The organism is Microbacterium enclense (assembly GCA_038182865.1).
GTDB classification, from domain to species: domain Bacteria; phylum Actinomycetota; class Actinomycetes; order Actinomycetales; family Microbacteriaceae; genus Microbacterium; species Microbacterium enclense_B.
The window spans coordinates 3,179,282-3,200,909 of the sequence record CP116226.1 but is presented as its reverse complement, the minus strand read 5'-3'; the positions used below and the strand labels follow the sequence as shown (position 1 = coordinate 3,200,909).

At 70.0% G+C, this 21,628-nt stretch carries 21 protein-coding genes; 8 read left to right on the top strand and 13 right to left on the bottom strand.

Annotated elements, in window-relative coordinates; translation table 11 throughout:
* Nucleotide 1 precedes the first annotated feature (1 nt).
* Nucleotides 2–727: a ribonuclease PH gene (rph, locus tag PIR02_15020; GenBank protein ID WZH36066.1), complete on the bottom strand. Its 726-nt coding sequence runs from the start codon at nucleotides 725–727 to the stop codon at nucleotides 2–4.
* A gap of 36 nt (nucleotides 728–763) precedes the next feature.
* Nucleotides 764–1,582, bottom strand: coding sequence for a glutamate racemase (gene murI, locus PIR02_15015; protein ID WZH36065.1), 819 nt, complete (start codon nucleotides 1,580–1,582; stop codon nucleotides 764–766).
* Between the two features lie 334 nt (nucleotides 1,583–1,916).
* Between murI and PIR02_15010 the strand changes: the two genes are divergently transcribed.
* A complete protein-coding gene (locus tag PIR02_15010; protein ID WZH36064.1) occupies nucleotides 1,917–3,251 on the top strand; it encodes a nicotinate phosphoribosyltransferase in 1,335 nt (444 codons plus the stop codon).
* 24 nt (nucleotides 3,252–3,275) lie between these two features.
* On the opposite strand, the gene PIR02_15005 is transcribed toward PIR02_15010, so the two are convergent.
* The 3 genes from PIR02_15005 to PIR02_14995 form a co-directional block, all read right to left on the bottom strand.
* Nucleotides 3,276–3,542: a DUF3039 domain-containing protein gene (locus PIR02_15005; protein ID WZH36063.1), complete on the bottom strand. Its 267-nt coding sequence runs from the start codon at nucleotides 3,540–3,542 to the stop codon at nucleotides 3,276–3,278.
* Between the two features lie 81 nt (nucleotides 3,543–3,623).
* On the bottom strand, nucleotides 3,624–5,150 hold the full coding sequence (locus PIR02_15000) for a hypothetical protein (protein ID WZH39020.1): 1,527 nt from the start codon (nucleotides 5,148–5,150) through the stop codon (nucleotides 3,624–3,626).
* A gap of 11 nt (nucleotides 5,151–5,161) precedes the next feature.
* Complete coding sequence (locus PIR02_14995; GenBank protein WZH36062.1) at nucleotides 5,162–6,622, bottom strand: ATP-binding cassette domain-containing protein; 1,461 nt, start codon at nucleotides 6,620–6,622, stop codon at nucleotides 5,162–5,164.
* Nucleotides 6,623–7,337: 715 nt separating this feature from the next.
* Between PIR02_14995 and PIR02_14990 the strand changes: the two genes are divergently transcribed.
* The 3 genes from PIR02_14990 (at nucleotide 7,338) to PIR02_14980 (ending at nucleotide 10,470) form a co-directional block, all read left to right on the top strand.
* Nucleotides 7,338–8,030, top strand: a complete 693-nt coding sequence (locus tag PIR02_14990) for a phosphocholine cytidylyltransferase family protein (GenBank protein ID WZH36061.1) — start codon at nucleotides 7,338–7,340, stop codon at nucleotides 8,028–8,030.
* Between the two features lie 90 nt (nucleotides 8,031–8,120).
* On the top strand, nucleotides 8,121–9,071 hold the full coding sequence (locus PIR02_14985) for a hypothetical protein (GenBank protein ID WZH36060.1): 951 nt from the start codon (nucleotides 8,121–8,123) through the stop codon (nucleotides 9,069–9,071).
* 70 nt (nucleotides 9,072–9,141) lie between these two features.
* Nucleotides 9,142–10,470, top strand: coding sequence for a phosphotransferase (locus PIR02_14980; protein ID WZH36059.1), 1,329 nt, complete (start codon nucleotides 9,142–9,144; stop codon nucleotides 10,468–10,470).
* Here the strand turns inward: PIR02_14980 and PIR02_14975 are convergent.
* Entirely contained in the window at nucleotides 10,467–11,720 is a 1,254-nt protein-coding gene (locus tag PIR02_14975; GenBank protein WZH36058.1) for a CDP-glycerol glycerophosphotransferase family protein, read from the bottom strand. The genes PIR02_14980 and PIR02_14975 overlap by 4 nt on opposite strands.
* A 43-nt stretch (nucleotides 11,721–11,763) precedes the next feature.
* On the opposite strand from PIR02_14975, the gene PIR02_14970 reads away from it, so the two are divergent.
* Complete coding sequence (locus PIR02_14970; GenBank protein WZH36057.1) at nucleotides 11,764–12,858, top strand: glycosyltransferase family 2 protein; 1,095 nt, start codon at nucleotides 11,764–11,766, stop codon at nucleotides 12,856–12,858.
* A gap of 10 nt (nucleotides 12,859–12,868) precedes the next feature.
* Here PIR02_14970 and PIR02_14965 read toward each other — a convergent pair whose 3' ends face one another.
* The 3 genes from PIR02_14965 to PIR02_14955 are packed head-to-tail and all read right to left on the bottom strand — an operon-like array spanning nucleotide 12,869 to nucleotide 17,249.
* Complete coding sequence (locus PIR02_14965) at nucleotides 12,869–14,326, bottom strand: CDP-glycerol glycerophosphotransferase family protein (protein WZH36056.1); 1,458 nt, start codon at nucleotides 14,324–14,326, stop codon at nucleotides 12,869–12,871.
* Entirely contained in the window at nucleotides 14,323–15,597 is a 1,275-nt protein-coding gene (locus PIR02_14960) for a CDP-glycerol glycerophosphotransferase family protein (GenBank protein WZH36055.1), read from the bottom strand. Before PIR02_14960 ends, PIR02_14965 begins: the two co-directional genes overlap by 4 nt.
* A gap of 41 nt (nucleotides 15,598–15,638) precedes the next feature.
* On the bottom strand, nucleotides 15,639–17,249 hold the full coding sequence (locus tag PIR02_14955) for a trypsin-like peptidase domain-containing protein (protein ID WZH36054.1): 1,611 nt from the start codon (nucleotides 17,247–17,249) through the stop codon (nucleotides 15,639–15,641).
* Between the two features lie 173 nt (nucleotides 17,250–17,422).
* Between PIR02_14955 and PIR02_14950 the strand changes: the two genes are divergently transcribed.
* On the top strand, nucleotides 17,423–18,628 hold the full coding sequence (locus PIR02_14950; GenBank protein ID WZH36053.1) for an aminotransferase class I/II-fold pyridoxal phosphate-dependent enzyme: 1,206 nt from the start codon (nucleotides 17,423–17,425) through the stop codon (nucleotides 18,626–18,628).
* A 41-nt stretch (nucleotides 18,629–18,669) separates the two neighbouring features.
* Here PIR02_14950 and PIR02_14945 read toward each other — a convergent pair whose 3' ends face one another.
* Nucleotides 18,670–19,068, bottom strand: coding sequence for a nuclear transport factor 2 family protein (locus tag PIR02_14945; GenBank protein WZH36052.1), 399 nt, complete (start codon nucleotides 19,066–19,068; stop codon nucleotides 18,670–18,672).
* A gap of 172 nt (nucleotides 19,069–19,240) precedes the next feature.
* On the opposite strand from PIR02_14945, the gene PIR02_14940 reads away from it, so the two are divergent.
* Together PIR02_14940 and PIR02_14935 are read left to right on the top strand one after the other, a co-directional pair.
* Nucleotides 19,241–19,462 (top strand): alternative tryptophan synthase beta-subunit, encoded by a 222-nt coding sequence (locus PIR02_14940; GenBank protein WZH36051.1) that lies wholly within the window; start codon nucleotides 19,241–19,243, stop codon nucleotides 19,460–19,462.
* Nucleotides 19,463–19,581: 119 nt separating this feature from the next.
* On the top strand, nucleotides 19,582–19,902 hold the full coding sequence (locus PIR02_14935) for a hypothetical protein (protein ID WZH36050.1): 321 nt from the start codon (nucleotides 19,582–19,584) through the stop codon (nucleotides 19,900–19,902).
* Between the two features lie 9 nt (nucleotides 19,903–19,911).
* On the opposite strand, the gene PIR02_14930 is transcribed toward PIR02_14935, so the two are convergent.
* From PIR02_14930 to PIR02_14920, 3 genes are all read right to left on the bottom strand, one after another.
* Nucleotides 19,912–20,157 carry a helix-turn-helix transcriptional regulator gene (locus PIR02_14930; protein ID WZH36049.1) on the bottom strand — a complete coding sequence of 82 codons (246 nt, stop codon included), beginning with the start codon at nucleotides 20,155–20,157 and terminating at the stop codon, nucleotides 19,912–19,914.
* A gap of 141 nt (nucleotides 20,158–20,298) precedes the next feature.
* Nucleotides 20,299–21,105: a carbon-nitrogen hydrolase family protein gene (locus PIR02_14925; protein ID WZH36048.1), complete on the bottom strand. Its 807-nt coding sequence runs from the start codon at nucleotides 21,103–21,105 to the stop codon at nucleotides 20,299–20,301.
* Nucleotides 21,102–21,599 (bottom strand): DUF6328 family protein, encoded by a 498-nt coding sequence (locus tag PIR02_14920; GenBank protein WZH36047.1) that lies wholly within the window; start codon nucleotides 21,597–21,599, stop codon nucleotides 21,102–21,104. The genes PIR02_14925 and PIR02_14920 overlap by 4 nt, the downstream gene beginning before the upstream one ends.
* Between the last annotated feature and the right edge of the window lie 29 nt (nucleotides 21,600–21,628).

Genomic DNA, 21,628 nt, shown 5'->3' with positions numbered 1-21,628 from the left:
CTCAGCCCTCGAGAGCAGCGGCCTGGAGGCCACGGAGTTCGGCGCAGCCGTTCACGCCGAGTTCGAGCAGGCGGTCGAGCTCGCTCTTGTCGAAGGGCGCGCCCTCGGCCGTTCCCTGCACCTCGACGAACAGCCCGCGACCGGTGACGACGACGTTCATATCGGTCTCCGCGCGCACGTCCTCGACGTAGGCGAGGTCGAGCATCGGCTCGCCGTCGATGATGCCCACGGAGACGGCCGACACCGAGTCGATGAGAACCTCGGACCGCTGCGCGATGAACTTCTTCTCGCGGCCCCAGGCGATGGCATCCGCCAGGGCCACGTACGCGCCCGTGATGGCCGCGGTGCGGGTGCCGCCATCCGCCTGTAGCACGTCGCAGTCGATGACGATCGTGTTCTCGCCGAGCGCCTTGGTGTCGACGACAGCGCGCAGCGCCCGGCCGATCAGGCGCGAGATCTCGTGCGTGCGGCCTCCGACCTTGCCCTTGATGCTCTCGCGGTCGTTGCGGCTGTTCGTCGCGCGCGGGAGCATCGCGTACTCGGCGGTGACCCACCCCTTGCCCTTACCGGCCAACCACCGCGGGACGCCGTTGGTGAACGACGCGGTGCAGAGCACCTTCGTACCGCCGAACGTGATCAGCGCCGAGCCCTCGGCATGCGCCGACCACCCGCGCTCGATGGTCACGGGGCGGAGCTGGTCAGTGGTGCGACCGTCTTTGCGGGTCATGGATCCTCCAGGGGAACGAGAAATGGATGCCGCGCCTCAGCGCGGCAGGTCGATGGCGCCGGTCTGCACGAGCTGCACCTCGCGCACCTCGCGACCCATGAGGCGGTGGGCGAGGCGCAGGAAATCGTCGGCCGAGGAGCCGGTGGCTTCGTAGCGGTGGGATGCCGCGGCATCCGGCCCCGCGAGCAGGTCACGGGAGACCAGCTGGCGGTAGACGTCCTTCGCGGTCTCGCTGTCGCTCGACACGAGACTGACGTCGGGTCCCATGACGTAGCTGATCGCGCCCTCGAGGAACGGATAGTGCGTGCAGCCGAGCACGAGGGTATCGACGCCGGCGTGACGAAGCGGGGCGAGATACTGCTCGGCCGTGGCGAGCACCTCGGGAGAATCGGTGACCCCCGCCTCGACGAACTCGACGAAGCGCGGACAGGCCTCGGCGAAGACCGTGAGGCGCTCGTTGACCTCGAGCATGTCCTGGTAGGCGCGCGAACCGATGGTGCCCACCGTGCCGATCACGCCGATACGACCGTTGCGCGTGGTCGACATCGCTGTGCGGACCGCGGGGCCGATGACCTCGACCACCGGGACGTCGTAGCGCTCGCGGGCGTCGCGCAGCATGGCCGCCGAGGCGGTGTTGCACGCGATGACGAGCATTTTCACGCCCTGCTCGACGAGGGTGTCGAGCACCTCGAGCGAGTACCGTCGCACATCGGCGATGGGTTTCGGCCCGTACGGAGAGCGGGCGGTGTCGCCGATGTAGAGGATCGACTCGCGTGGAAGCTGCTGAGACACGGCCCGGGCGACGGTGAGGCCGCCGACTCCCGAGTCGAAGATCCCGATCGGCGCGTCATTCATAGAGTTCCAGCCTACCCGCCGGGGTGGACGGGCTGTCGGCAGCGCCCGGTTCGGCCCGCGAGGGTGCACCGGCGCGGGCCGAACTCCTGAAAAACGGTCGATCCGGCCGCGTCCCCCGCGCGTGTCCGATCTGAGCGGCCGGAATCTCAGGAGTTCGGCCCGGTGTGCTGCCGCGCCTCCCGCGCTGCGCTCCGGAGTCGAGGCTCCGTCCGCACCTCGGCGCCCCGGCATCACGGGCGTGTGCCGTCGAGTCCCCGGAGTGCGGAACCGGATCGCCCTGTCAAGCACGTGCGCCCGACGGGGAACGCACCCTGGGCCGCAATAGGCTGGCGCCATGACGCGTAGCACCGCCCTGCACACCGACCGCTACGAACTCACGATGCTCGATGCGGCGCTCCGTGACGGCACCGCCGCGCGCCGCTGCGTGTTCGAAGTGTTCGGAAGGCGCCTGTCGGGTGGGCGACGATTCGGCGTCGTCGCGGGCACGGGTCGCCTGCTCGCCGCGATCCAGGACTTCCGCTTCGGCGAGGATGAGCTGCGTTTCCTGCGTGACAACCGCATCGTGGATGCCACCACCCTCGATTACCTGGCCGACTACCGTTTCACGGGCTCGGTGAGCGGATACCGCGAAGGTGAACTGTACTTCCCCGGTTCCCCGCTGCTGACGATCGAGGGCAGCTTCGCCGACGCCGTAGTGCTCGAAACGCTCGCGCTCAGCATCCTGAACTACGACTCCGCGGTCGCAACCGCCGCCGCTCGCATGAGCGTCGCCGCGGGCGAGCGTCCTCTCGCCGAGATGGGATCGCGGCGCGCGAGCGAGGAGGCAGCGGTTGCCGCAGCCCGGGCCGCCTACATCGCCGGCTTCGCGGCGACCAGCAATCTGGAGGCGGGCCGACGCTGGGGTGTTCCCACGATGGGAACCGCCGCCCACGCGTGGACACTCCTGCATGACAGCGAGGAAGACGCCTTCCGCTCGCAGATCGACGCCCTCGGCACCGGCACCACGCTGTTGATCGACACCTACGACATCGCCGAGGGTGTGCGCACGGCGGTGCGCGTGGCCGGACCCGACCTCGGCGGTGTCCGCATCGACTCCGGCGACCTGCCGATCGTCGCGGGCGAGGTGCGGGCACTGCTCGACGAACTCGGCGCCACGAGTACCCGGATCACCGTCACGAGTGACCTCGACGAGTACGCTCTCGCCGCTCTGGCCGCCTCCCCCGTCGACTCCTACGGCGTGGGAACCTCGGTCGCCACGGGGTCGGGGGTGCCGACCGCGGGCCTCGTCTTCAAGCTCGTCGCGCGCGAAGCCGCCGACGGGTCGTGGGTGGGGGTCGCGAAAGCGTCGGCGCAGAAGGCGTCGCACGGCGGCCGGAAGGCCGCATTCCGCACCCTCGACGCGGGGACCGCGACGTCGGAGGTCATCGTGGTGAGCGACGGTTTCGAGGAGCTGTCGACCCCGGCCGAGCATCCCGACGCGCGGGCCCTTCAGGTAGCGCTCATGGTCGAGGGCGAACCGGATGCCGCCGCCCTCGGTGCCGCGGGAGTCGAGGCGGCACGCACGCACCACGCACGTGTCCGCGAAGAACTGCCTGTGCGCGCGCTCGCTCTCAGCAAGTCCGAGCCGGCCCTACCGACCCAGTACCGGGAAGCAGCCCCGGCACGCTGAGGGCGCGTCGACGCGCGCGGATCGTTACTTGGTCAGCGACTCGTAGATCTCTTTGCACTGCGGGCAGACGGGGAACTTCTCGGGGTCGCGCCCCGGCGTCCACTTCTTGCCGCACAACGCACGCACCGGTTTGCCCGTCAGAGCGGACTCGAGGATCTTGTCCTTCTTCACGTAATGCGAGAAGCGCTCGTGGTCGCCGGGCTCGATGTTCTCTTCGCGGATGAGCTCATCGAGCTCACGATCCAGGGTCGCGAGACCCCCGCTGTCAGGGCTGTCGAGAGGCGTGCTCATGGTGTGCCAGTGTAGCCGCGGAGCGCAGGATGCGGACCTGAACCTCGACTCCGCGTCGTCTCGGGCGCGGTGCGGGAGGCGTCAGGTGGCCTCGGCGAACTCCATCAGACGGGTCCCTCGACGTTCGAACAGCACCGCTCCGACCGCGACGCCCACGATGAGGACCACGACTCCAGCCCCGACGCCCGCCCAGAGCGCAGGAAGCGCGTCTTCGGCCCCGGATGCCAGAGCCTGACCGGCCAGCCAGATCGCCGGGGTCGCGGCCAGAATCGACCCCAGCAGGACGAGGGCCTGGGCCACGACACCGCCGGAGCCGGTGCGCTGCGGCTGCTGGAACGGACTGTCCCCGGGACGCGACACCGGATAGGGCGCGATGACCGACGAGATGCTGGAGAGACCGAGACCGGAGAGGAACAACGCCGCGCAGACCCCGATGAGGGCCGGCAGGATCGCCCACCGTCCGTGCGCGACGACGGCGAGGGGAATCGAGACGGCGAGGATCGGCAGACCGATCAGCAGAACCGGCACGAGTCGGCCGATGCGGTCGGACAGTCCGCGGACACCGCTGGCGATATGCATCCAGAGGGCGGTGGAGTCATAAGCGAGATCGTTGTGCGGGAGCCAGCCGAAGAACAGGGCCATGATGGGTACCGGGAGGAGGGCCGCGAGTTCGATCGGAACCCCGGCCACCACCAGCGGAACCATCGACAGCACGGCTGCGATAGGCACGATCACGATGTTCACGAGGTAGCGCCGATCACGCAGCCAGTACGACAGGCTCCGTGCGGCGACCGCTCCCCCGGGTGTCCCCGGGAGCAGGGCGAACCATCCCAGCCCGCCCCGCTCGCGGACGGCGACCGGACGCGGGGTGGTGGTGAGCAGGATCCGCACCAACGTGTACCAGAGCACGGTGAGCACGGCCACCGTGGCGACGGCCACGACCGCGCTGCCGACTGCCGCACCCGGCGTCGGCGCGAGAGCGATCCCCCACGCGGCACCCACGGGAGTCCAGGCGAGCACGTCAGCCGCCGACACCAGCTGTGAGGGCACGGTGCCCCGCCACTCGAGCGAGCCGAGGAAGACCGCGACGGGCACGACGACGACCAGGACGGCGACGAGGTACACACCCGCCAGCTCACGAGATTGCCGGGGGCGCTTCACCAAGGCGCCGAGCGCCATGCTGACGCGCGCGAGCAGGACGCACGTCGCGAGGCCGAGGACGATCGCTGCGACGATCGCGAACGCACTCGCTCCCTGCGCGCTCCACGCGACGGCGACGCTGATCGCGAGGACGAGCACGGCGAGTACGGGGACGCTGACGAACCCCGCGAGCAGCAGAGCCCCGGCGAGGGGGCGCGGTTCGGCGCCGACCACGGCGAACCGGCGTGGATCGAGCGGATCGACGGATGCCGTCACCGGCGGGCCGACCGCGAAACCGAGGGTGATCGCAGAGCCGGCGAGCACCGTCACCACACCGGCGGTGAGGCGGTCGACCTCACCGAGCCCGCTCGCGTTGACGGCGGCGAAAATGGTGCCGGCGAGAAGCACGAAAAGACCTACCGCCCGGCGAAGCACGTCGTCTCGGTCACCCCGAAGAGCTCCGAGCATCATGGCCAGCCTCAGCCGGAGAACGTGTGCAACCACTCCAGGCCCTCCACGTCGCCGAGACCGCCCGCGAGTTCGAGGAAGCGCTGTTCGAGGCTGGCCTCACCACGTACCTCGTCGACCGTGCCCTCGGCGAGCACCTGTCCCGACACGATGACCGCAACGCGCGAGCACACGCGTTCCACCAGCTCCATTCCGTGGCTGGACAGGATGACCGTGCCGCCGTGGGCGACATACGCACCCAGGATGTCGAGGATCACGGCGCTCGACACCGGATCGACGGCCTCGAAAGGCTCGTCGAGGACGAGAAGACGCGGCGAGTGGATCATCGCCCCGGCGAGCATCACCTTCTTGGTCATACCCGCGGAGTAGTCGGAGACCGGACGCGCGAGGGCGTCGACAAGGTCGAAGGCGCGCGCGAGGTCGGCGGCACGGCTCTCCACGAGGGCCGCGGGCAGTCCGCGGAGAGCGCCGTAGTACGACAACAGCTGCCGGCCCGTCAGCCGGTCGAAGGTCCGTAGCCGGTCGGGGAGCACGCCGATCATCTTCTTGGCGACCCGTGACTGACGGGCGGCGTCGACCCCGTTGATCGACACGGTGCCCCCGTCCGCGCGGAGGAGGCCGGCGATGATCGACAGCGTGGTGGTCTTGCCCGCTCCGTTGGGACCGACGAGACCATAGAACGAACCAGCGGGGATGGTGAGGTCGATGCCGTCGACGGCGCGCAGCTCGCCGAAGGTCTTCGTCACGTTGCGCAGAGTGAGGGCGGGAACCGCCTCGTCGGCGGCGGCATTCGCCTCGACCGAGGCTGCGCCGATCGCGGCCCCGGCCGATGATGCGGCGGTCGGCTCGGGCTCTCGTGCTTCAGATTCGTCCTCGTGGACGACCGGGTCGCCGGGGGCGGGCTCCGCCTCTTCCTGAGCGACCGCGTCATCAACCACCTCGTCAGGGGTATGTTCGGTCTCCACCGGGGGTTCTTCGACAGCCACCTCAGGCGGCGTCGGATCCTCGACGGATGCCGCGTCATCGGGGGCCGACTCCGGCACCTCGGACTCATCCGACCGCGTCTCGCCGACCGCGAGAGCTTCGGGCTGCACGGCATCGGATGACTGTTCTGCCTCGGGGAGCGGATTCACCTCGCCGATCGAATCGACTGCGAGGGACGTTTCGTCGTCGTCATCGCCGGACTCGACGCGCACCGCGTCTGACTGATCAATCGCCTCGGCGGCGAGGGGTTCCTCCACGGCGGCATCGGGAGGAGTCGGATCCTCCGTCCCACCGGTCTGCACGCCCTCGGCGGGCGACTCGGAGGCCTCGTCCTCAGGGGTGTCCAGAGCGCGATCCCCCTCCGCAGCGGCGGGTTCGGACGCCGCAGCATCAACCGCTTCCGCATCCGTCGCCGCGGCATCACTCGGAGCAGCACCCGACGGAGCGGCATCCGGTGCCTCTGTTTCCGGCAGCACGGCATCAGTCACCGCAACCTCTGGCACCGCCGCGTCTGACGGCGCTGTGTCGGCCGGAGAAGGGTCTCCCGCGCCGGCGGTCGCGGGAAGCGGCGGGCGCGGGGGAATGACGAGGTCGTCCGCAACTGTCTGCGCTCCGACCGCCTCAGGTTCCACGGCCGTGGTCGCGGATTTCTCCGCTGCGGTCGACCTCGGCGCGGCGGGTCGACGCGGGGCCGCCGGCTTGCGGGGCGCCGCGGGCTTGCGAGGAGTCGCGGGCTTCTTCGCCGCGGGTCGCTTCTTGGCGGGGGATGCGGGCGAAGAGCCCGTGGCGGTTTGCCCCTCATCCGGCGTGTCGGACGTCGAGGCGACACTCCGCGGCGTCCGCGCGGTCGACGTTCGCGGCGCGCGTGGGGTGGTCGATCGCGGTGCCCGCGGGGTGCGCGGTTTCGGGGTCGGAGGTGTCTGGGGTGTGGGATCGGCGCTCACCGCATCGTCGTCCGACCGAGGGGCGGACGATTCGTGGGGCTGCGGCAGCGACGCTGTCATCACTCCAAACTAGCAAGCCCCTCCGACACCACCGCACGCGGGGTGATCGTGTGCAAGACGCGGAAGCCCATCACGAAAGCGCAACGAGTGGCGCGAATCATGCCACCCCGAGGAGGGGTTTCGCTAGCATCGACAGAACACGAAGGCGTGACATTCCGGTGAACCGGACATGACGACTCATCCCCCCCAGGAGCCAGCCTTGACTGTTCAAATCGTGATCCTCGCCGCGGGCATGGGTTCGCGCCTCGGCCGCAGCCTGCCGAAACCCCTCACTCCCCTCGCTGACGGCCGCAGCATCATGCAGCAGCAGCACGACAACATCCGTGCCGCTTTCGGCGGCGCCGCACGCATCACCACGGTCGTCGGCTACCGCGCCGAGACCATCGTCGATGCCTTCCCCGACGCCGATTACGTATACAACGACCGCTACGACCAGACGAACACCTCGAAGAGTCTTCTGCGGGCGCTCGCGAAGACGGGCCGCGCCGGCGTGCTGTGGATGAACGGCGACGTCGTGTTCGACCCGCGTGTGCTCGGCCGCGCCGCTGAGCTCGTCGACGCCGATCGCTCGTTCGTGACCGTCGACACCGCGAGCGTCGGCGACGAAGAGGTCAAGTACACCGTCGACGCGGAAGGATTCGTGAAGGAGCTGTCGAAGGTCGTGGTCGGAGGGATCGGTGAAGCGGTCGGCATCAACTACGTGTCCTCGCGCGATAAGAAGGCCCTCCAGCGACAGCTCCAGCGCGTCGGTGACCAGGACTACTTCGAGCGCGGCATCGAGCTCGCCATCACGCACGACGGGCTGCGGGTCGAGCCCCTCGACATCTCCGATCTCTACGCCGTCGAGGTCGACTTCGCGGAAGATCTCGAGCGCGCGAACCTCTTCGTCTGATCCGCCCTCGGACGCCTCAGCCACGCGGAGGCCGACACCCTGCCCGTCAAGCGGCCCCCGGCGCGTGGAGTCTCGGGAGAGGATGTCGGCATGGCTGAGAAGGTGCACCGCATCCACTCCCTTTCCGACGACGCGCCCTGGAAGGGCGGGCTCCCCCCGGTCGGGTCCGAGGAACATCCTGCGCTGATCCGTCTGCTCGACCGCGCACTCGCGGTGCAGCGCCCGGTCGTGCTCGCTCACCTGCGCAGCATTCGCCTCCGCCACAGGGATGCCACCACCCAGGAGATCCTGCGGATCCTCGAACGGCGCTATCTCGCCGCGGTGACCACGGGCGGCGCCGCGGTCGGGGCGACCGCCGTCGTCCCTGGAATCACCACGGGTATCACCCTGGCCCTCAGCGGGGTCGAGACCATCGGGTTCTTGGAAGCCACTGCGCTCTACGCGCAATCGGTCGCCGAGGTCCACGGGGTGGCGATGGACGATCCGGACCGCGCTCGGGCTCTCGTCCTGACACTGATGCTCGGCAAGGAGGGCACCGATCTCGTGGCGCAGCTCGCCTCTCAGGCCGCCGGACGCGGCGCGTCCCGATCGACATACTGGGGCGACCTCGTGACGAAGACCCTCCCTCGCGCCGCCGTCGCGCCGCTCGTGGATCGTCTCAAGACCACCTTCGTACGCCAGTTCGCCGCACGCGGCGGCGCGTCCTGGCTCGGCAAAGCGCTCCCCTTCGGGGTCGGCGCGGTCGTCGGCGGCGCCGGAAACCACATTCTCGGGCGTCGTGTCCTGGTCAATGCACGGCGCGCTTTCGGGCCTCCCCCTCTCGTGCTTCCCGCCGACGTCGAGCCCCGTCCAGGATCCGAGCGGATCGAGCGTGCCGCGGTCACGGGGGTACACCGCGTCGGCGGCGCGGTGGCCGACGCGATGGGAACGGCGGGGCGGCGCACCGGATCGATCGCGCGAAAAGCACTGCCACGCCGGAAGAAGACCTCGATCGACGACCGGACCCCGACAGGCGAGACGGGTGAGGGCACGGCATCCTGAGCCCTCTCATTTCTCGCACCCCCGACGCAAGACCCGGGCGGTGTTCGCCTCGGCGGGCTACTCTCGCGGCATGGGCGACCTCCTCGATCTCCTCGCGGTCTGGATGCCGCGGCAGCGCTGGTACGGCACGAAGGGGCGCGACCCGCGGTTGACCCTCGTCGCGTCGTGGGAGGTGAGCGCACCGCGCACGCGGCTCCTGCTCGTCCGCGACGACGCCGCCGAGCCCGCGATCGTCTACCAGGTGCCCGTCGTCGCTCGCCCGGCGGGCAGCGTCCTCCCGGGAAGCCTCATCGGCCCCGAGGCGGAGGAGACGGTCTGGGCGGATGCCACGACCGACGATGCGTTCACCGATCTGCTCTACCGGGCGGTGACCCTCGGCACCCCGCTGACGGCGGAGGCGGGGCTCGAAGCCATCGCGTTGTCGCCTGCCGGGGCCGCCGCACCCACGGCCCAGGCCCGCGTCCTCAGCGGTGAGCAGTCGAACACCTCCATCATCTTCCGCCCCGAAGGCGACGGCATCCCGGTCATCTGCAAGCTCTTCCGGCAGGTGAATGCCGGGCTCAATCCCGACGTCGAACTCCCCTCCGCGCTCGCCGCGGCGGGTGCTACCTTCGTTCCCGCGGCGATCGGCGAGGTGCGCGGCACCTGGACGTCGTCGTCCGGTAGCCCGCTGACCGGTTCGTTGGCGTTCGCCCAGCAGTTCTTCGAGGGCGTGGAGGACGCGTGGCGCGTCGCGCTCACCGCGGCCGCGGCCGACCAGGACTTCCAGGAGCCGGCCCGGGCACTCGGAGAGAGCGTCGCGCGCATGCACGTCTCTCTGGCCACCGCCTTCCCCACCCGCGCAGCCGCCGAGGGCGATCGCGCCGCTGTCGTGGGCGCGTGGGAACGACGTCTTGCCATCGCCGTCGACGAGGTCCCGTCTCTCCTGCCCCACGTCGCTCGAATCCGTGAGGTCTACGCCCGGGCGGCCGCCGCCGACTGGCCTGCGTTGCAGCGTGTGCACGGCGACCTCCACCTCGGACAGGTGCTCCACACGCCGAGCAACGGGTGGGTTCTGCTCGACTTCGAGGGCGAGCCGCTGCGGCCGATGGCGGAGAGGCTCCTGCCCGATCTGGCGGTGCGGGACGTCGCGGGGATGCTCCGTTCGTTCGACTACGTCTCGGGTGCGATCGCCGACGACGACGGCGCCACGGTTCGCACATGGGTCATCGCCGCGCAGCAGGCGTTCCTCGAGGGCTATGCCGCCACGACCGGCGGCCGGATCCCGGGCGGTAGTGATCTTCTCGCGGCGTTCGAGCTGGACAAAGCCGTCTACGAAGCGATCTACGAGACACGCAACCGCCCGGACTGGCTCGGCATCCCGCTCGCCGCGATCGGACGTCTCACCGCCGCACTTTAACCGGCGATCTCTCCCTCGCGGGACTCGGAGCCTCGTCCGTGCCAGGTGTCCCAGCGACGCATGAGCTCCTCGACGGCGGCGTGGAAGCGACGTGTCGAGGCACCCGGCGTCGTGTCGCCGAAGTAGTGCTGCACCCAGTACCGGAGACGGTCGCCTACCTCGGGATCGCCCAGTACCCGATCGGCCTCCTCGATCACGGCGCCCGCACGCCCGGCATCCAGCCACTCGCACGCCGAGAGGTACCCCGCGTCGTCGACGAGGGCTTCGGGGTCGGCGGGGCGGGTGACGATGAGCGGCGCACCGAGCGCGAGCCGGTCATAGACCATCGCCGAGATATCGAGGATCGCGAGGTCGGCGACCCGCAGCTGCCACCCCAGCGTGGATGACGCGTCGTAGGTGTGGCGGGCGGAGGGGTCGGCGCGATTCGCGGCGGAGAGGGCCGCCACGATCCGGGCGTTCGCGGCTGCGTACTCGGAATCGATCACCCCGGACCGCGGGTGCGGGCGATAGATCACGCGGTGACGCCCGGAAGCGAGGAGCGCCTCCACCAGGGCTTCACCGTGGGACCGGACGGAGCCGTAATGCGCCGACGGGCGGTCGCCTTCCCAGGTCGGCGCGTAGAGGACGACCGTGCGGTCGTCCGGGTCGAAGGGCGCGTCTCCGGCGACGTGGTCGGCTTGGGGGCGGCCGATCGAGAACGTCCGCCGGTCGAGGTCGTAGTCCCAGAGCACCCGTCCGAGCCGCTCCCGCGCGGCGTCTCCGGCGATGAAGGCGTAGTCGTACGCCTTGAACTGGTTGGTGGTCATGTACATCTTGTCGGACTCGCCGTGATTGATGAACACGTGCCAACGACGCCCGTACCGGAACATCTGGAAGTTGCGCGTGTTCTGATTCACGTAGAACACGAGGCGGATGTCCTGCTCAGCGAGCACCTGTTCGACGTCGCGGACGGTCGGGGCGAATGCCACGGGGAGCTCTCCGTCCTTCAGCAGAGCGTCGGCACCGCGGATCGAACGGCTGATGACGACGACGGGCCACGTCCTCGCGAGGTCGCGCAGGGGCGCGTACCACTGACGCATCTGGTACATGTTCACCGCACCGTCGGCGAAGTACACCGCGATGCGGAATGTCGCGTGCGGAAGTGGCCCGCGCGCGGCGAGGGCGCGGTGCAGATCGCGACGGGCGGTGCGTGTGGCCAGAGCCTTGCGCAGGAGACCGACCGCGAGTCGGGCGTCGCGGGCGAGGGGCATCGTTCCAGGGTACCGGCCAGGCACGGCGTGAAAGGATCGACGGATGCTGCTCCCGACCCCCGGCGGAAGAGACGCGCCCGTTCCCCCCGACGACGCCGGCGTGAGCTTCATCATGCCCGTGTTGAACGAGGAGAGGTATCTGCGTCGCGCGGTCGGCTCGACCCTCAGCCAGGATGTCCCCGGCCCCGTCGAGATCGTGCTCGCCCTCGGACCTTCGACCGACGGCACCACCGCGATCGCACGGGAGCTCGCCGCGGAGGATGACCGCATCGTGCTGGTGGAGAATCCGGATGCCGACATCCCGGTGGGTCTGAATCTCGCGCTCGGTGTGAGCCGCTACCCCACTGTCGTCCGCGTCGATGCCCATTCCGAGCTCTCCCCCGGGTACACGCTCCGGGCGCTGGCCACTCTCGCGCGCACCCGCGCGGCCAACGTCGGCGGTGTGATGCGCGCCGATGGTCGCTCGCCTTTTCAGAGGGCGGTGGCGCGGGCGTACAACGCGCGCGTCGGCCTCGGCGGCGGGGCCTATCACGGCGGTTCGCCCGAGGGGCCGGCGGAGTCGGCCTATCTCGGCGTGATGCGTCGCGCGGCCATTGACGAGGTCGGAGGATTCGATCCGTCCCTCCGGCGCGGGGAGGACTGGGAGCTCAACCTCCGGCTGCGCCGTGCGGGGTACCGCGTCTGGTTCGACCCGGCACTCTCGGTCGTCTACTGGCCCCGCGAGAGCTGGACCCGCCTGGTGCGGCAGTTCCGTGCCACGGGGGCGTGGCGCGGCGAACTCGTCCGACGCTACGGTCGCCGCAACTCGTTGCGTTTCTTCGCCCCGCCCGCCCTGGTGGCAGCGACCGTGCTGTCGGCCGCGACGGGCGTCTGGCAGATCGGTCGCCGCGTGCGGGGTCGGCGGTCGGCTGCGGCATCCGTGGTCCATGTCCCGGTTGCCGCGTACGCTGCCCTCGTCGCCCTGGCCGCGCTGGGTCGGGCGGGAGGAGGAGGATGGCGCGACCGGATGTGGACGGCGGCGGTGCTGCCCTCGATGCACCTCTCGTGGGGAGCCGGGTTCGTGGGGGGCGTTCTGCGCGGGGCTCGCGACACCGTCGACACGTCGCGGCTGAACGGCCGCAACACGCCCCTGCCCTGACGCGCGCGGCTCACTCGCGATCGACGAACCCGCGATCGAGGATGCGTGCGACGACCCGCTCGCTCGCACGGCCGTCGTCCCGCGCGTTGAAGATGCGCTGCCATCGTGCGTACCGATCGGCGAAGATCGACGGGTCGACCTCCTCGATCGCCCGTTCGAGGTCGTCCTGCGATCGGACGATGGGACCGGGTGCCGCGTCGAGCAGGTCGAAGTAGAACCCGCGCAGGGCTCCGCGGTAGTGCTCGAGGTCGGGGACCAGGAAGTACAGGGGCTTCCCGGTGATGCTGAAGTCGAACATCACGGACGAGTAGTCGGTGATCAGAGCGTCGGCCGCGGCGAGCAGGTGCGCCGTGTCGGGGTACCCGGTCACGTCGATGACGCGGGGGCCTCGCGCGTCCTCGCCGGGGAGGAGCGTTCGGGAGTGGCCGCGCACCAGCACGACCGAATCGGTCGCGCGGGCGAGCGCCGCCGGGTCGACGAAATCGACGATGGCCTCGCGGTCGTCCCGCCATGTGGGGGCGTACAGGAGGACGCGCTCCTCGGCCTCGATGCCCAAGGCCTGCCGGGTGCGTCGCCCGTCGTCGCTGTGGAGGACATCGTTGCGCGGGTAGCCCTCGATCCACACGGGCCGACGGAGGAACGCGTACGCCTTGGTCAGCACGCGCGCCGCGTACGGGCTCTGCGCGAGGAGAACGTTCCACCGGAGCGCCTCGCGGACCACGGCGACCGCGCGTCGCGGATCGAATCCGGGGCGGTGCAACGCCAGCCGCTTCAGGGGGGTGCCGTGCCAGGTCTGCAGAACGACCTGCCCGGGACGACGGACGAAGCGTCGACGCAACCAGTCGTTGACGACGAGCAGCCGGGCCGTTCCGCGGGCCCGCCACCAGGCGGGGCTCCCCTCCACGACGGCCACGGCCCCCGGGGGAACCGCCACGGACGGGTCGACCACGCTCCAGTACCGCGTGACCCCCGGGGCAACCCGCGCGAGCTCGCGATCGATCGCGAGCGGATTGCAGCTCGCGTTGCGTCCGTAGAAGCTCTCGAAGAACACGGCGTTCTCCAGCGGTTCGCGACTCGCGGAGTACCTCTTCTCGAGGATGGCCTGGCCTTCGCGTGAGGTGAACGCCGGATCGACCGGCGGCCCGACATGCAGGATGGCGCCTGTCCACGCCGCGCGCAGCCCCGTCAGCATGGTCAGCGGAATGGCGGCATCCGGGACGGCGGCATCCGTCGCTTCACCCGCATCGACGCGTACGCGGTACTCCCCCGTCGGCAGGGGAAGCTCGGGCCCACCCCAGCGCGGCGCCCGCAGAGGCAGCTCGGCTCGCCAGCTCCGCCCCCGCCCGTGCAGACGCGCGGTGACGCGAGCACGCCGCCCGATCAGCTGCACGGAGGCGGGGCGCGGCCCGACACCGCTGATCTCGAACACCGTGCCGGTGCCGTCGTCGACGAATCGCGCGTCAGTCATCGCTGCGCCCTTCTCGCGCCCCACGGGACGCTGCTCGGTGTCTCGCGGTCGAGGCGGCGGCGAACCTCGCGATAGACGCGCTCGGCGTTCCTGCCGTCGCGGTGGGCGTGGACGGTCGCGCTCCGCCGGCGGGAGGCCTTCACCGCCTCGGTGGGATCGTTCAGGATGCCGTCCAGGTGGGTGAGCGCCTCCGCCCAGGTGCGTGCCGGATCGGTGCCGGCGACGTCGGCGTAGCGCCCGTACAGCCCTCGCCGCGCCGTGTACGCCTCGAGGTCGGGGGCGAAGAACAGCACCGGCAGCGGCACGAGCGCCGCGTCGAACACAAGGGAGGAATAGTCGGTGATCAGCACGTCGACGCCCGGCAGCACCGGCGTCACGTCCGTTGCCCGGTCGGCCCCGAGGGACGCCACGCGGTCGATCGGAGTCGGCGGCGTGTAGTCCCCCTCGCCCAGCGGGTGTGACCGTACGAGCAGGACGGCGTCGAGCCGGTCGAGCACCGCGGAGATGGCATCCCACTCGCCGCCGCTCGGGACGGCGGGGTCGTCCTCGCCGTCGCGCCACGTGGGCGCGTAGAGAACGACTCGGCGGTCACCCAGCGACAGCCCCGTCGTCTTCTCGAGTTCGGCGCGTGCGACGGCTCGCCGATCCTCGGCACGCCCGCGCGAGAGCACGTCGACCCGGGGCTCGCCCGTGACGGGGAGTCGCTCGTCGGAGAGAGCGAAGGCCGTCTCGAGCCGCCCGCGCACGAGATGCGACGCGGCGGGGAGCAGGGAGATCTGACGGGTCGTCCGGCGGTAGAGCGCCGCGACGATCGGGCGGAGCACCTCACCCGCCGGACCCGACGACGTACGGGTGGTCTCGGCGGAGTCGAGCCCGATCCGCTTCAGCGGGATCCCGTGCCAGAGCTGGACGATGAATGCGCCGGTGACCGCGTACCTCTGCACATCGCCGAAGCCGTGCGTGACCACGATCACGCGTGCCCGGGCCGTACGCCACAGCCCCCGCAGGGAGTCCTTTCGCACCCAGGGGATGCCGAGCTCGTCCGCCTGCCGCGCCTGGGCGGTGTCGGCCACGAGCCACACGCCCGTCTCGCCGTGCGCCGCGGCGACGCGCCAGAGCGCGAGAGCGCCGTCGGTCACGCCGACCGCGCAGCCGAACACCCATTCTGCGCGCGACCGCGGGGTGGCGGCCGTGAGGAGCCGACCCGCGACGTACACCGGGATCCGACGGAGTTTTCGCGCGTTTCCCGCCCCGAACGAGAAAGACGCCACCCCGCGAGCCTATCGCGGGGTGGCGTCTTTCGTCCGGGACGTCAGTTGGTCGGCATCTGGCCGAGCGTGACCTCGACGGTCTTCTCCTGACCGTTGCGGACGTAGGTGACCTCCGCCTTGGCGCCCGCCGCCAATGCGCGCACCTGAGCGGTCAGGTCGGCGGAGTTGGTGATCGGGATGCCGTTGAACTTGGTGACGATGTCGCCCTTCTGCAGTCCCGCAGCCTGGGCCGCACCTCCACTGACGGCCTCGGCGATCACGGCACCGGTCGTCGTCGCGCCCTGGATGTTCGCGGCATCCTGGACGTTCGCACCGAGCAGGCCGTGGGTGGCGGCGCCGTTGTCGATGATCTCCTGCGAGATGCGCTTGGCCACGTCGGACGGGATCGCGAAGCCGACGCCGATGTTGCCGGACTGGCCCCCCGACGATGAACCGCCGGCACTGGCGATGGCGACGTTGATGCCGATGAGCTTGCCCTCGTCGTCGACCAGCGCGCCGCCGGAGTTGCCCGGGTTGATGGCGGCGTCGGTCTGAATGACGGCGATCTTGATGGACTGCGACGTCTGCTGCTGGCCCTGCTGGCCTTCACCGAAGTCGAAGAAGAACGGGGTCTCGTTTCCTCCCGATCCCGAGCCGTCCTCCGACTCGGTGCCGTCCTTCGGCGCAGCCGACGAGGCGACCAGGATCGACCGGTTCAGCGCGCTGACGATGCCGGTGGTCACCGTGTTCGGCAGGTCGAGCGGGGCCCCGACGGCGCTGACGTTGTCACCGACGTTCAGCTTCGACGAATCCGCCCAGTCGATCGGCGTGAGGTTCGAGGCACCGTCGAGCTTGATCACGGCGAGGTCGTAGGTCGGATCGGTGCCGACGATCTTCGCCGAGAACACGCGGCCGTCGGAGGTCGTAACCGACACGGTGGGATTCGCCGACTTCCCACCGATCGTGACCACGTGGTTGTTCGTGAGGATGTAGCCGTCCTTGCTCAGGATGACGCCGGAGCCGGTGTCACCGGTCTGGCCTTCCATGGCCTGGATCGTCACGACGCTCGGAACCACCTTCGCGGCGACTGCCGTGGTGTTGTTGACGTCCTCGGGGTTGTTCACGGTGACCGCGGTGGGACCCGACACGGCGGCCGAGTTCGATCCGCCCCACAGCGTCAGTCCGGCGTACGTACCGCCGAGACCGGCACCGCCGCCGACGAGCGCGGCGGCGACGAGCAGCGCGGCGATCCGAGGCGCGGCGCTCTTCTTGCGGGGCTGCGAGGGCGAAGCACCCTCGGACAGGTTCAGGGTGGGGTGCTGCCCGCGCGGATCGTGACCGCCGGCTGCGGGCCCGAAGGCGTGACCGGTGGGACCGGTCGCCCCCGACGGGGCGGCGGCATAGTCCTGAGGGCGAGTCGCGCCGTCGTGCGTGCCGCCGGGGTGAGCACCCGCGGCGGGGGTGTGCGCGGGTGGCGGCCATGCGGCCGCTGCGGCGGCGGGCGACCGGGTCGGCACGGGTGGGACGGCACCGGCGGGCGCGGCGGCATCGCTCGCGTTCCCCGCAGCTCCGTGATCGGTGCGAGGCGACGTGGGCACGGCGTTCTGTGCGGCCGCGTCGGTGTTCCGGCTGTTGTCGTTACCCTCGGGACGATTGTCCGTGGTGTCGCTCATGTGATGCTCCTTCTTCCAGGCGATTCCACGATGACCCTGGATGCTGTGTGCTGCCTATGACCACGTTGAGCCACCTCTATGGGTCTGGCAGGAACGCCCCGCGAGCCCCATGGCCTACGGTGAGAGCGAACAGGTCCGCGCGCCCCGCGCATTCCCCGAAGGCACTCTCCACGATGCAGATCATCCCCGGCGCCTGGCAGCGCACCGCCCGCGGAGCGGGCCTCCTCGCCCCTGACGGTCACGCCGTGCCCACCATCTTCGCCGAGATGACCGCCCTCGCGACCTCGACCGGTGCCCTCAATCTCGGTCAGGGTTTCCCCGACGAAGACGGGCCCGAGGTCGTGCTCGAAGCCGCTCGTCGGGCGATCGCCGACGGGGTGAACCAGTACGCCCCCGGCCGTGGATTCCCCGAACTTCTCACCGCGATCGCCGAGCACCAGCGGCGCTTCTACGGGATCGACCTCGACCCCGGGAGCGAGGTTCTCGTCACCGTGGGGGCGACCGAGGCCCTGGCGGCGACGTTACTCGCGTTGATCGACGGCCCGGACGACGAGGTCGTCGTGTTCGAGCCGTACTACGACTCCTACGCCGCGAGCGTCGCCCTCGCGGGCGCCCGACTCGTGCCGGTCCCGCTGCTGTGGCCCGATTTCCAGCCCGACCTCGAGCAGCTGGCATCCGCGGTCACCGATCGCACCCGTGTCATCCTCGTCAACGATCCGCACAATCCCACCGGAACGGTGTTCTCCCGTGAGGTCCTCGACGAGGTCATCCGGCTCGCCCACCTCCACGATGCGATCATCGTGACCGACGAGGTGTACGAGCACCTGGTCTTCGATGGACCACACGTGCCGATCGCCACGCTTCCCGGCGCCGCCGAACGGACGGTGTCGATCTCGTCCGCCGGCAAGACGTTCTCGCTCACCGGGTGGAAGACCGGGTGGGTCACGGGACCGGCCGAGCTTGTCACCGCGATTCTTGCGGTGAAGCAGTTCCTCACGTACGTCGGCGGGTCACCCTTCCAACCCGCGATCGCGAGCGGGCTCCGACTCCCTGACGCCTTCTTCTCCTCCGTCGCGGAGACCATGGCCGCCAAGGCTCGGATTCTCGCGACCGGCCTGCGCGGCGCCGGCTTCGCCGTCTCGACGCCCGGGGGGTCGTACTTCACGGTCGTGGATGCCGCGCCGCTGGGCGCCACGGATGCCGACTCTTTCTGCCGCGAGCTGCCCGCCCGCGCGGGAGTGGTCGGCATCCCGCTGACCGCCTTCGTCTCCCCCGGGCACCGTGACCGTTACGCGACCCTCGTCCGCTTCGCCGCCTGCAAACGCGTCGAGGTGTTGTCGGAGGCCGCGCGGCGGCTCTCCGCGCTCTCGGAACTCTGAGGGCAGCGCGACGCACCACCGGCCCCTCACCAGGATCGTCTTCACTCCTCGTCGTCGTGGGTCGTCTCGCGGACGTGGCTGATGAGACCTCCCGCGAAGTCGTATCCGACCAGGCGGGACCACTGCTCACGTCCGCCGTGCGGGCCATCGAGCGAGCACTCCACCCGGACGAGAAGTCCCTCGCCCTCCCACGAGAATGCCGCGGCACGGATCACCGGCGCGCGGCGGACGAATTCGCGAAGGCTTCGCGCGATGTCCGTCCGTCCGGTCGCGACCATGTGCCCACCCGAGACATGACCTCCGGCGTAGCGGATGCGCATGATGTGCGCGTCGTCGGCGAACAGAGCCACGGCCGCTCCCACGTCGGCGCGTCTGAGGGCGGCGAAGAGAGCCTCGACGTGACGCTCCCGCTCCGCGAAGGAGGGATCGGTCGGCCCCATGCATCCATCTCCCTTGTGAGTGCGACCCGTCTCGTTCTCGTTCGCCGCATCAGACGAGTTCCGGAGACAACGGTCGACGGAGAGAAATTACCATGTATAAATGGTATTCTGCGGATACTGCGACGCCCCGGACCGGCACCGTCCGGCTTCGATACATGACGGGAAAGACCACATGTCTCGCACACCACGCACGCGTGAATCGCGCCCCCTCCGCATCACCCACGTGTACGGGCCGTCTCTGAAATGGACGAAGCTCCCCGGTACCGCCCGCCTGACGCGCGAGACCGGCCTGCGCCTTCGCCGCGAGGGCTACACGATGGTCCGCACACGGGCGGGATGGCGGATGGTGCGCGAGATCTCGCTGCTCAGGTTCGCCGACGCACTCGACCACTAGCCGCGACCGCCGTCGACCGACGCGGACATCCCGTCATCCGGGATCACCGCTCGCCTCGGGAGCGATTCCCTCGGAAACGGGGACGCGGTCCCCTCGTCACCCAGGAGAGAAGGGCGTCCATGAGTCCGTCGGACCCACGGGAGGACCCTTGCGCATGTCCCCCGTGGTGCACGGGCGAGCACGAGGCGACCTCGGACCTGCGTCTCGTCCATCGCAGCGAGGGGGTCATCGTTCCCGGTGTCGAACGCCTCGTGAATGCGCACGGCGGCATCGATGCCCCGACCATCGTCGAGATCGCAATCGGCCTCGAACGCACGTGCGGCGAGACCTGGGTGTGGATCGGACCCGACCACCCCTCCCGGTCGTCGGCGATCTTGAGCGTGGGGACGGCGAGACGCCTCATCCGAGCGACAGAGGCACTGTTGCGGTGGTTCCCGTAGTCCGGCGGATCAGGGCGACAGCGAGCCCTGCCAGCGCGAGAGGTCGGGCACGAGGTCTTGAACCGGAACCCCCAGGACGACGGAAAGCGCCAGCAACGTCTGGAGACGGGGGTTCGCCGGAGTTCCTGGATTCGATTCGCCCTTTTCGAGCTTCTGATACGTGAAAAGCGAGATCTTCGCGCGCAGAGCCACGTCTTCTTGCGTCAACGCCACCGCCAGGCGCGCCCTCCGGAGATTCGATCCGAACTCACGCATGTATGGCATCCACGGGTAGTCAGTCGCCAAACTCGTCATCTACACAGATTGCGGCATCTGATCACTCGTTCCCACGACTTGCAAAAAGATGCCGGACAGGTCAGGACCGACACCACCGACGCCCACCGAGCGCGCTCTCGATCAGCGCGGGGTGACGCGGAAGCGCCGGAGCTCCAGAGCGGGGTTCACGCGACGCACGCGGGCGATGGCGTCCGGGTCGATGTGGGCAACCGCGACGTCGGTGGTCGTGCCCACCGTGGCGATGATCACGCCCTGCGGGTCGACGATCATGGAGTGCCCCACGCCGAGCGGTGGCGGGTGATCGGCCCCCGCCACGAAGACCGTGTTCTCGATGGCCCGGGCCTGCACGAGCGTTCGCCAGTGATGTTCCTTGAGGGGTCCGCGCACCCATTCGGCCGGTACCAGGACGACCTCGACGCCGGCGTCGGCGAGGGTGCGCGAGACCTCGGGGAAGCGCAGGTCGTAACAGGTCATGAGACCGAATCGGAGCCCGTCGACGTCGAAGGTCTCGGGCGGGGCGATCTCCCCCGGCGCCACCCAGTCCGACTCCCGCTGACCGAACGCGTCGTACAGGTGCAGCTTCCGGTACACGGCACGGATGCCGTCATCCGCCACCGCCACGACGGTGTTGCGCACGCGACGGCCGTCGTCCGCCTTCTCGAGCAGGCCGGCGACCACGACGAGGCCGAGTTCCGTCGCGAGCGCCGTCAGCGCGGCAGTGAAAGCGCCCTCGAGGTCTTCAGCGTTATCCGCGAGTGAGGCGTCGAAGGGGTCGACGAAGTAGCTGGAGTACTCCGGGAACACCACGACCCGCGCCCCGCGTGCCGCGGCGGTGCGCGCCCCCTCGGCGATCGCCTCGAGGTTGGCCGCACGCGAGGCTGCGGGCGCGAACTGCGCGACAGCCAGGCCGAATCCTGCGTCGGTCACGGTCGGTCCTTTCCGCTGCGGCGCCGGAGCACTTCCGGCATCACCACCCACAGTACGAGGATCGCCGCGGCGAGCACGACTCCCGCGATCACGCCGGCGGTCACCCCGACCACGATGCCGAAGACGAACACCACGACACCGACGAGCAGCAGCGACACGAGGGCCAAGGCGCCGCGAAGCGCATGGTGGCCGAACCTCACCAAGGCGGGTTTGATGCCCCGCTGAAAGACGGCTCGGTGCAGAGCCACGGGCGCCAAGGCGACGACCGCGCTCAGGGCGGAGAGACTCACCAGCGCCAGATAGAACCCTCGCCAGCCCGCGGCGAGGTCGGCGAAGGCGGACTGGAAGGCGAGGGCGAGCAGGAATCCGGTGAGGATCTGCGTGCCCGTCTGCAAGACGCGCAGCTCCTGCAGCACGTCGTTCCAATTGCGGTCCGCACGCTGAGCAGGGCTCTCCGGCCTGCCGTCGTCTCGATCGTCGAAAGGGGTACTCACCCGCAACATCCTGCCGCGACACTCCCGGG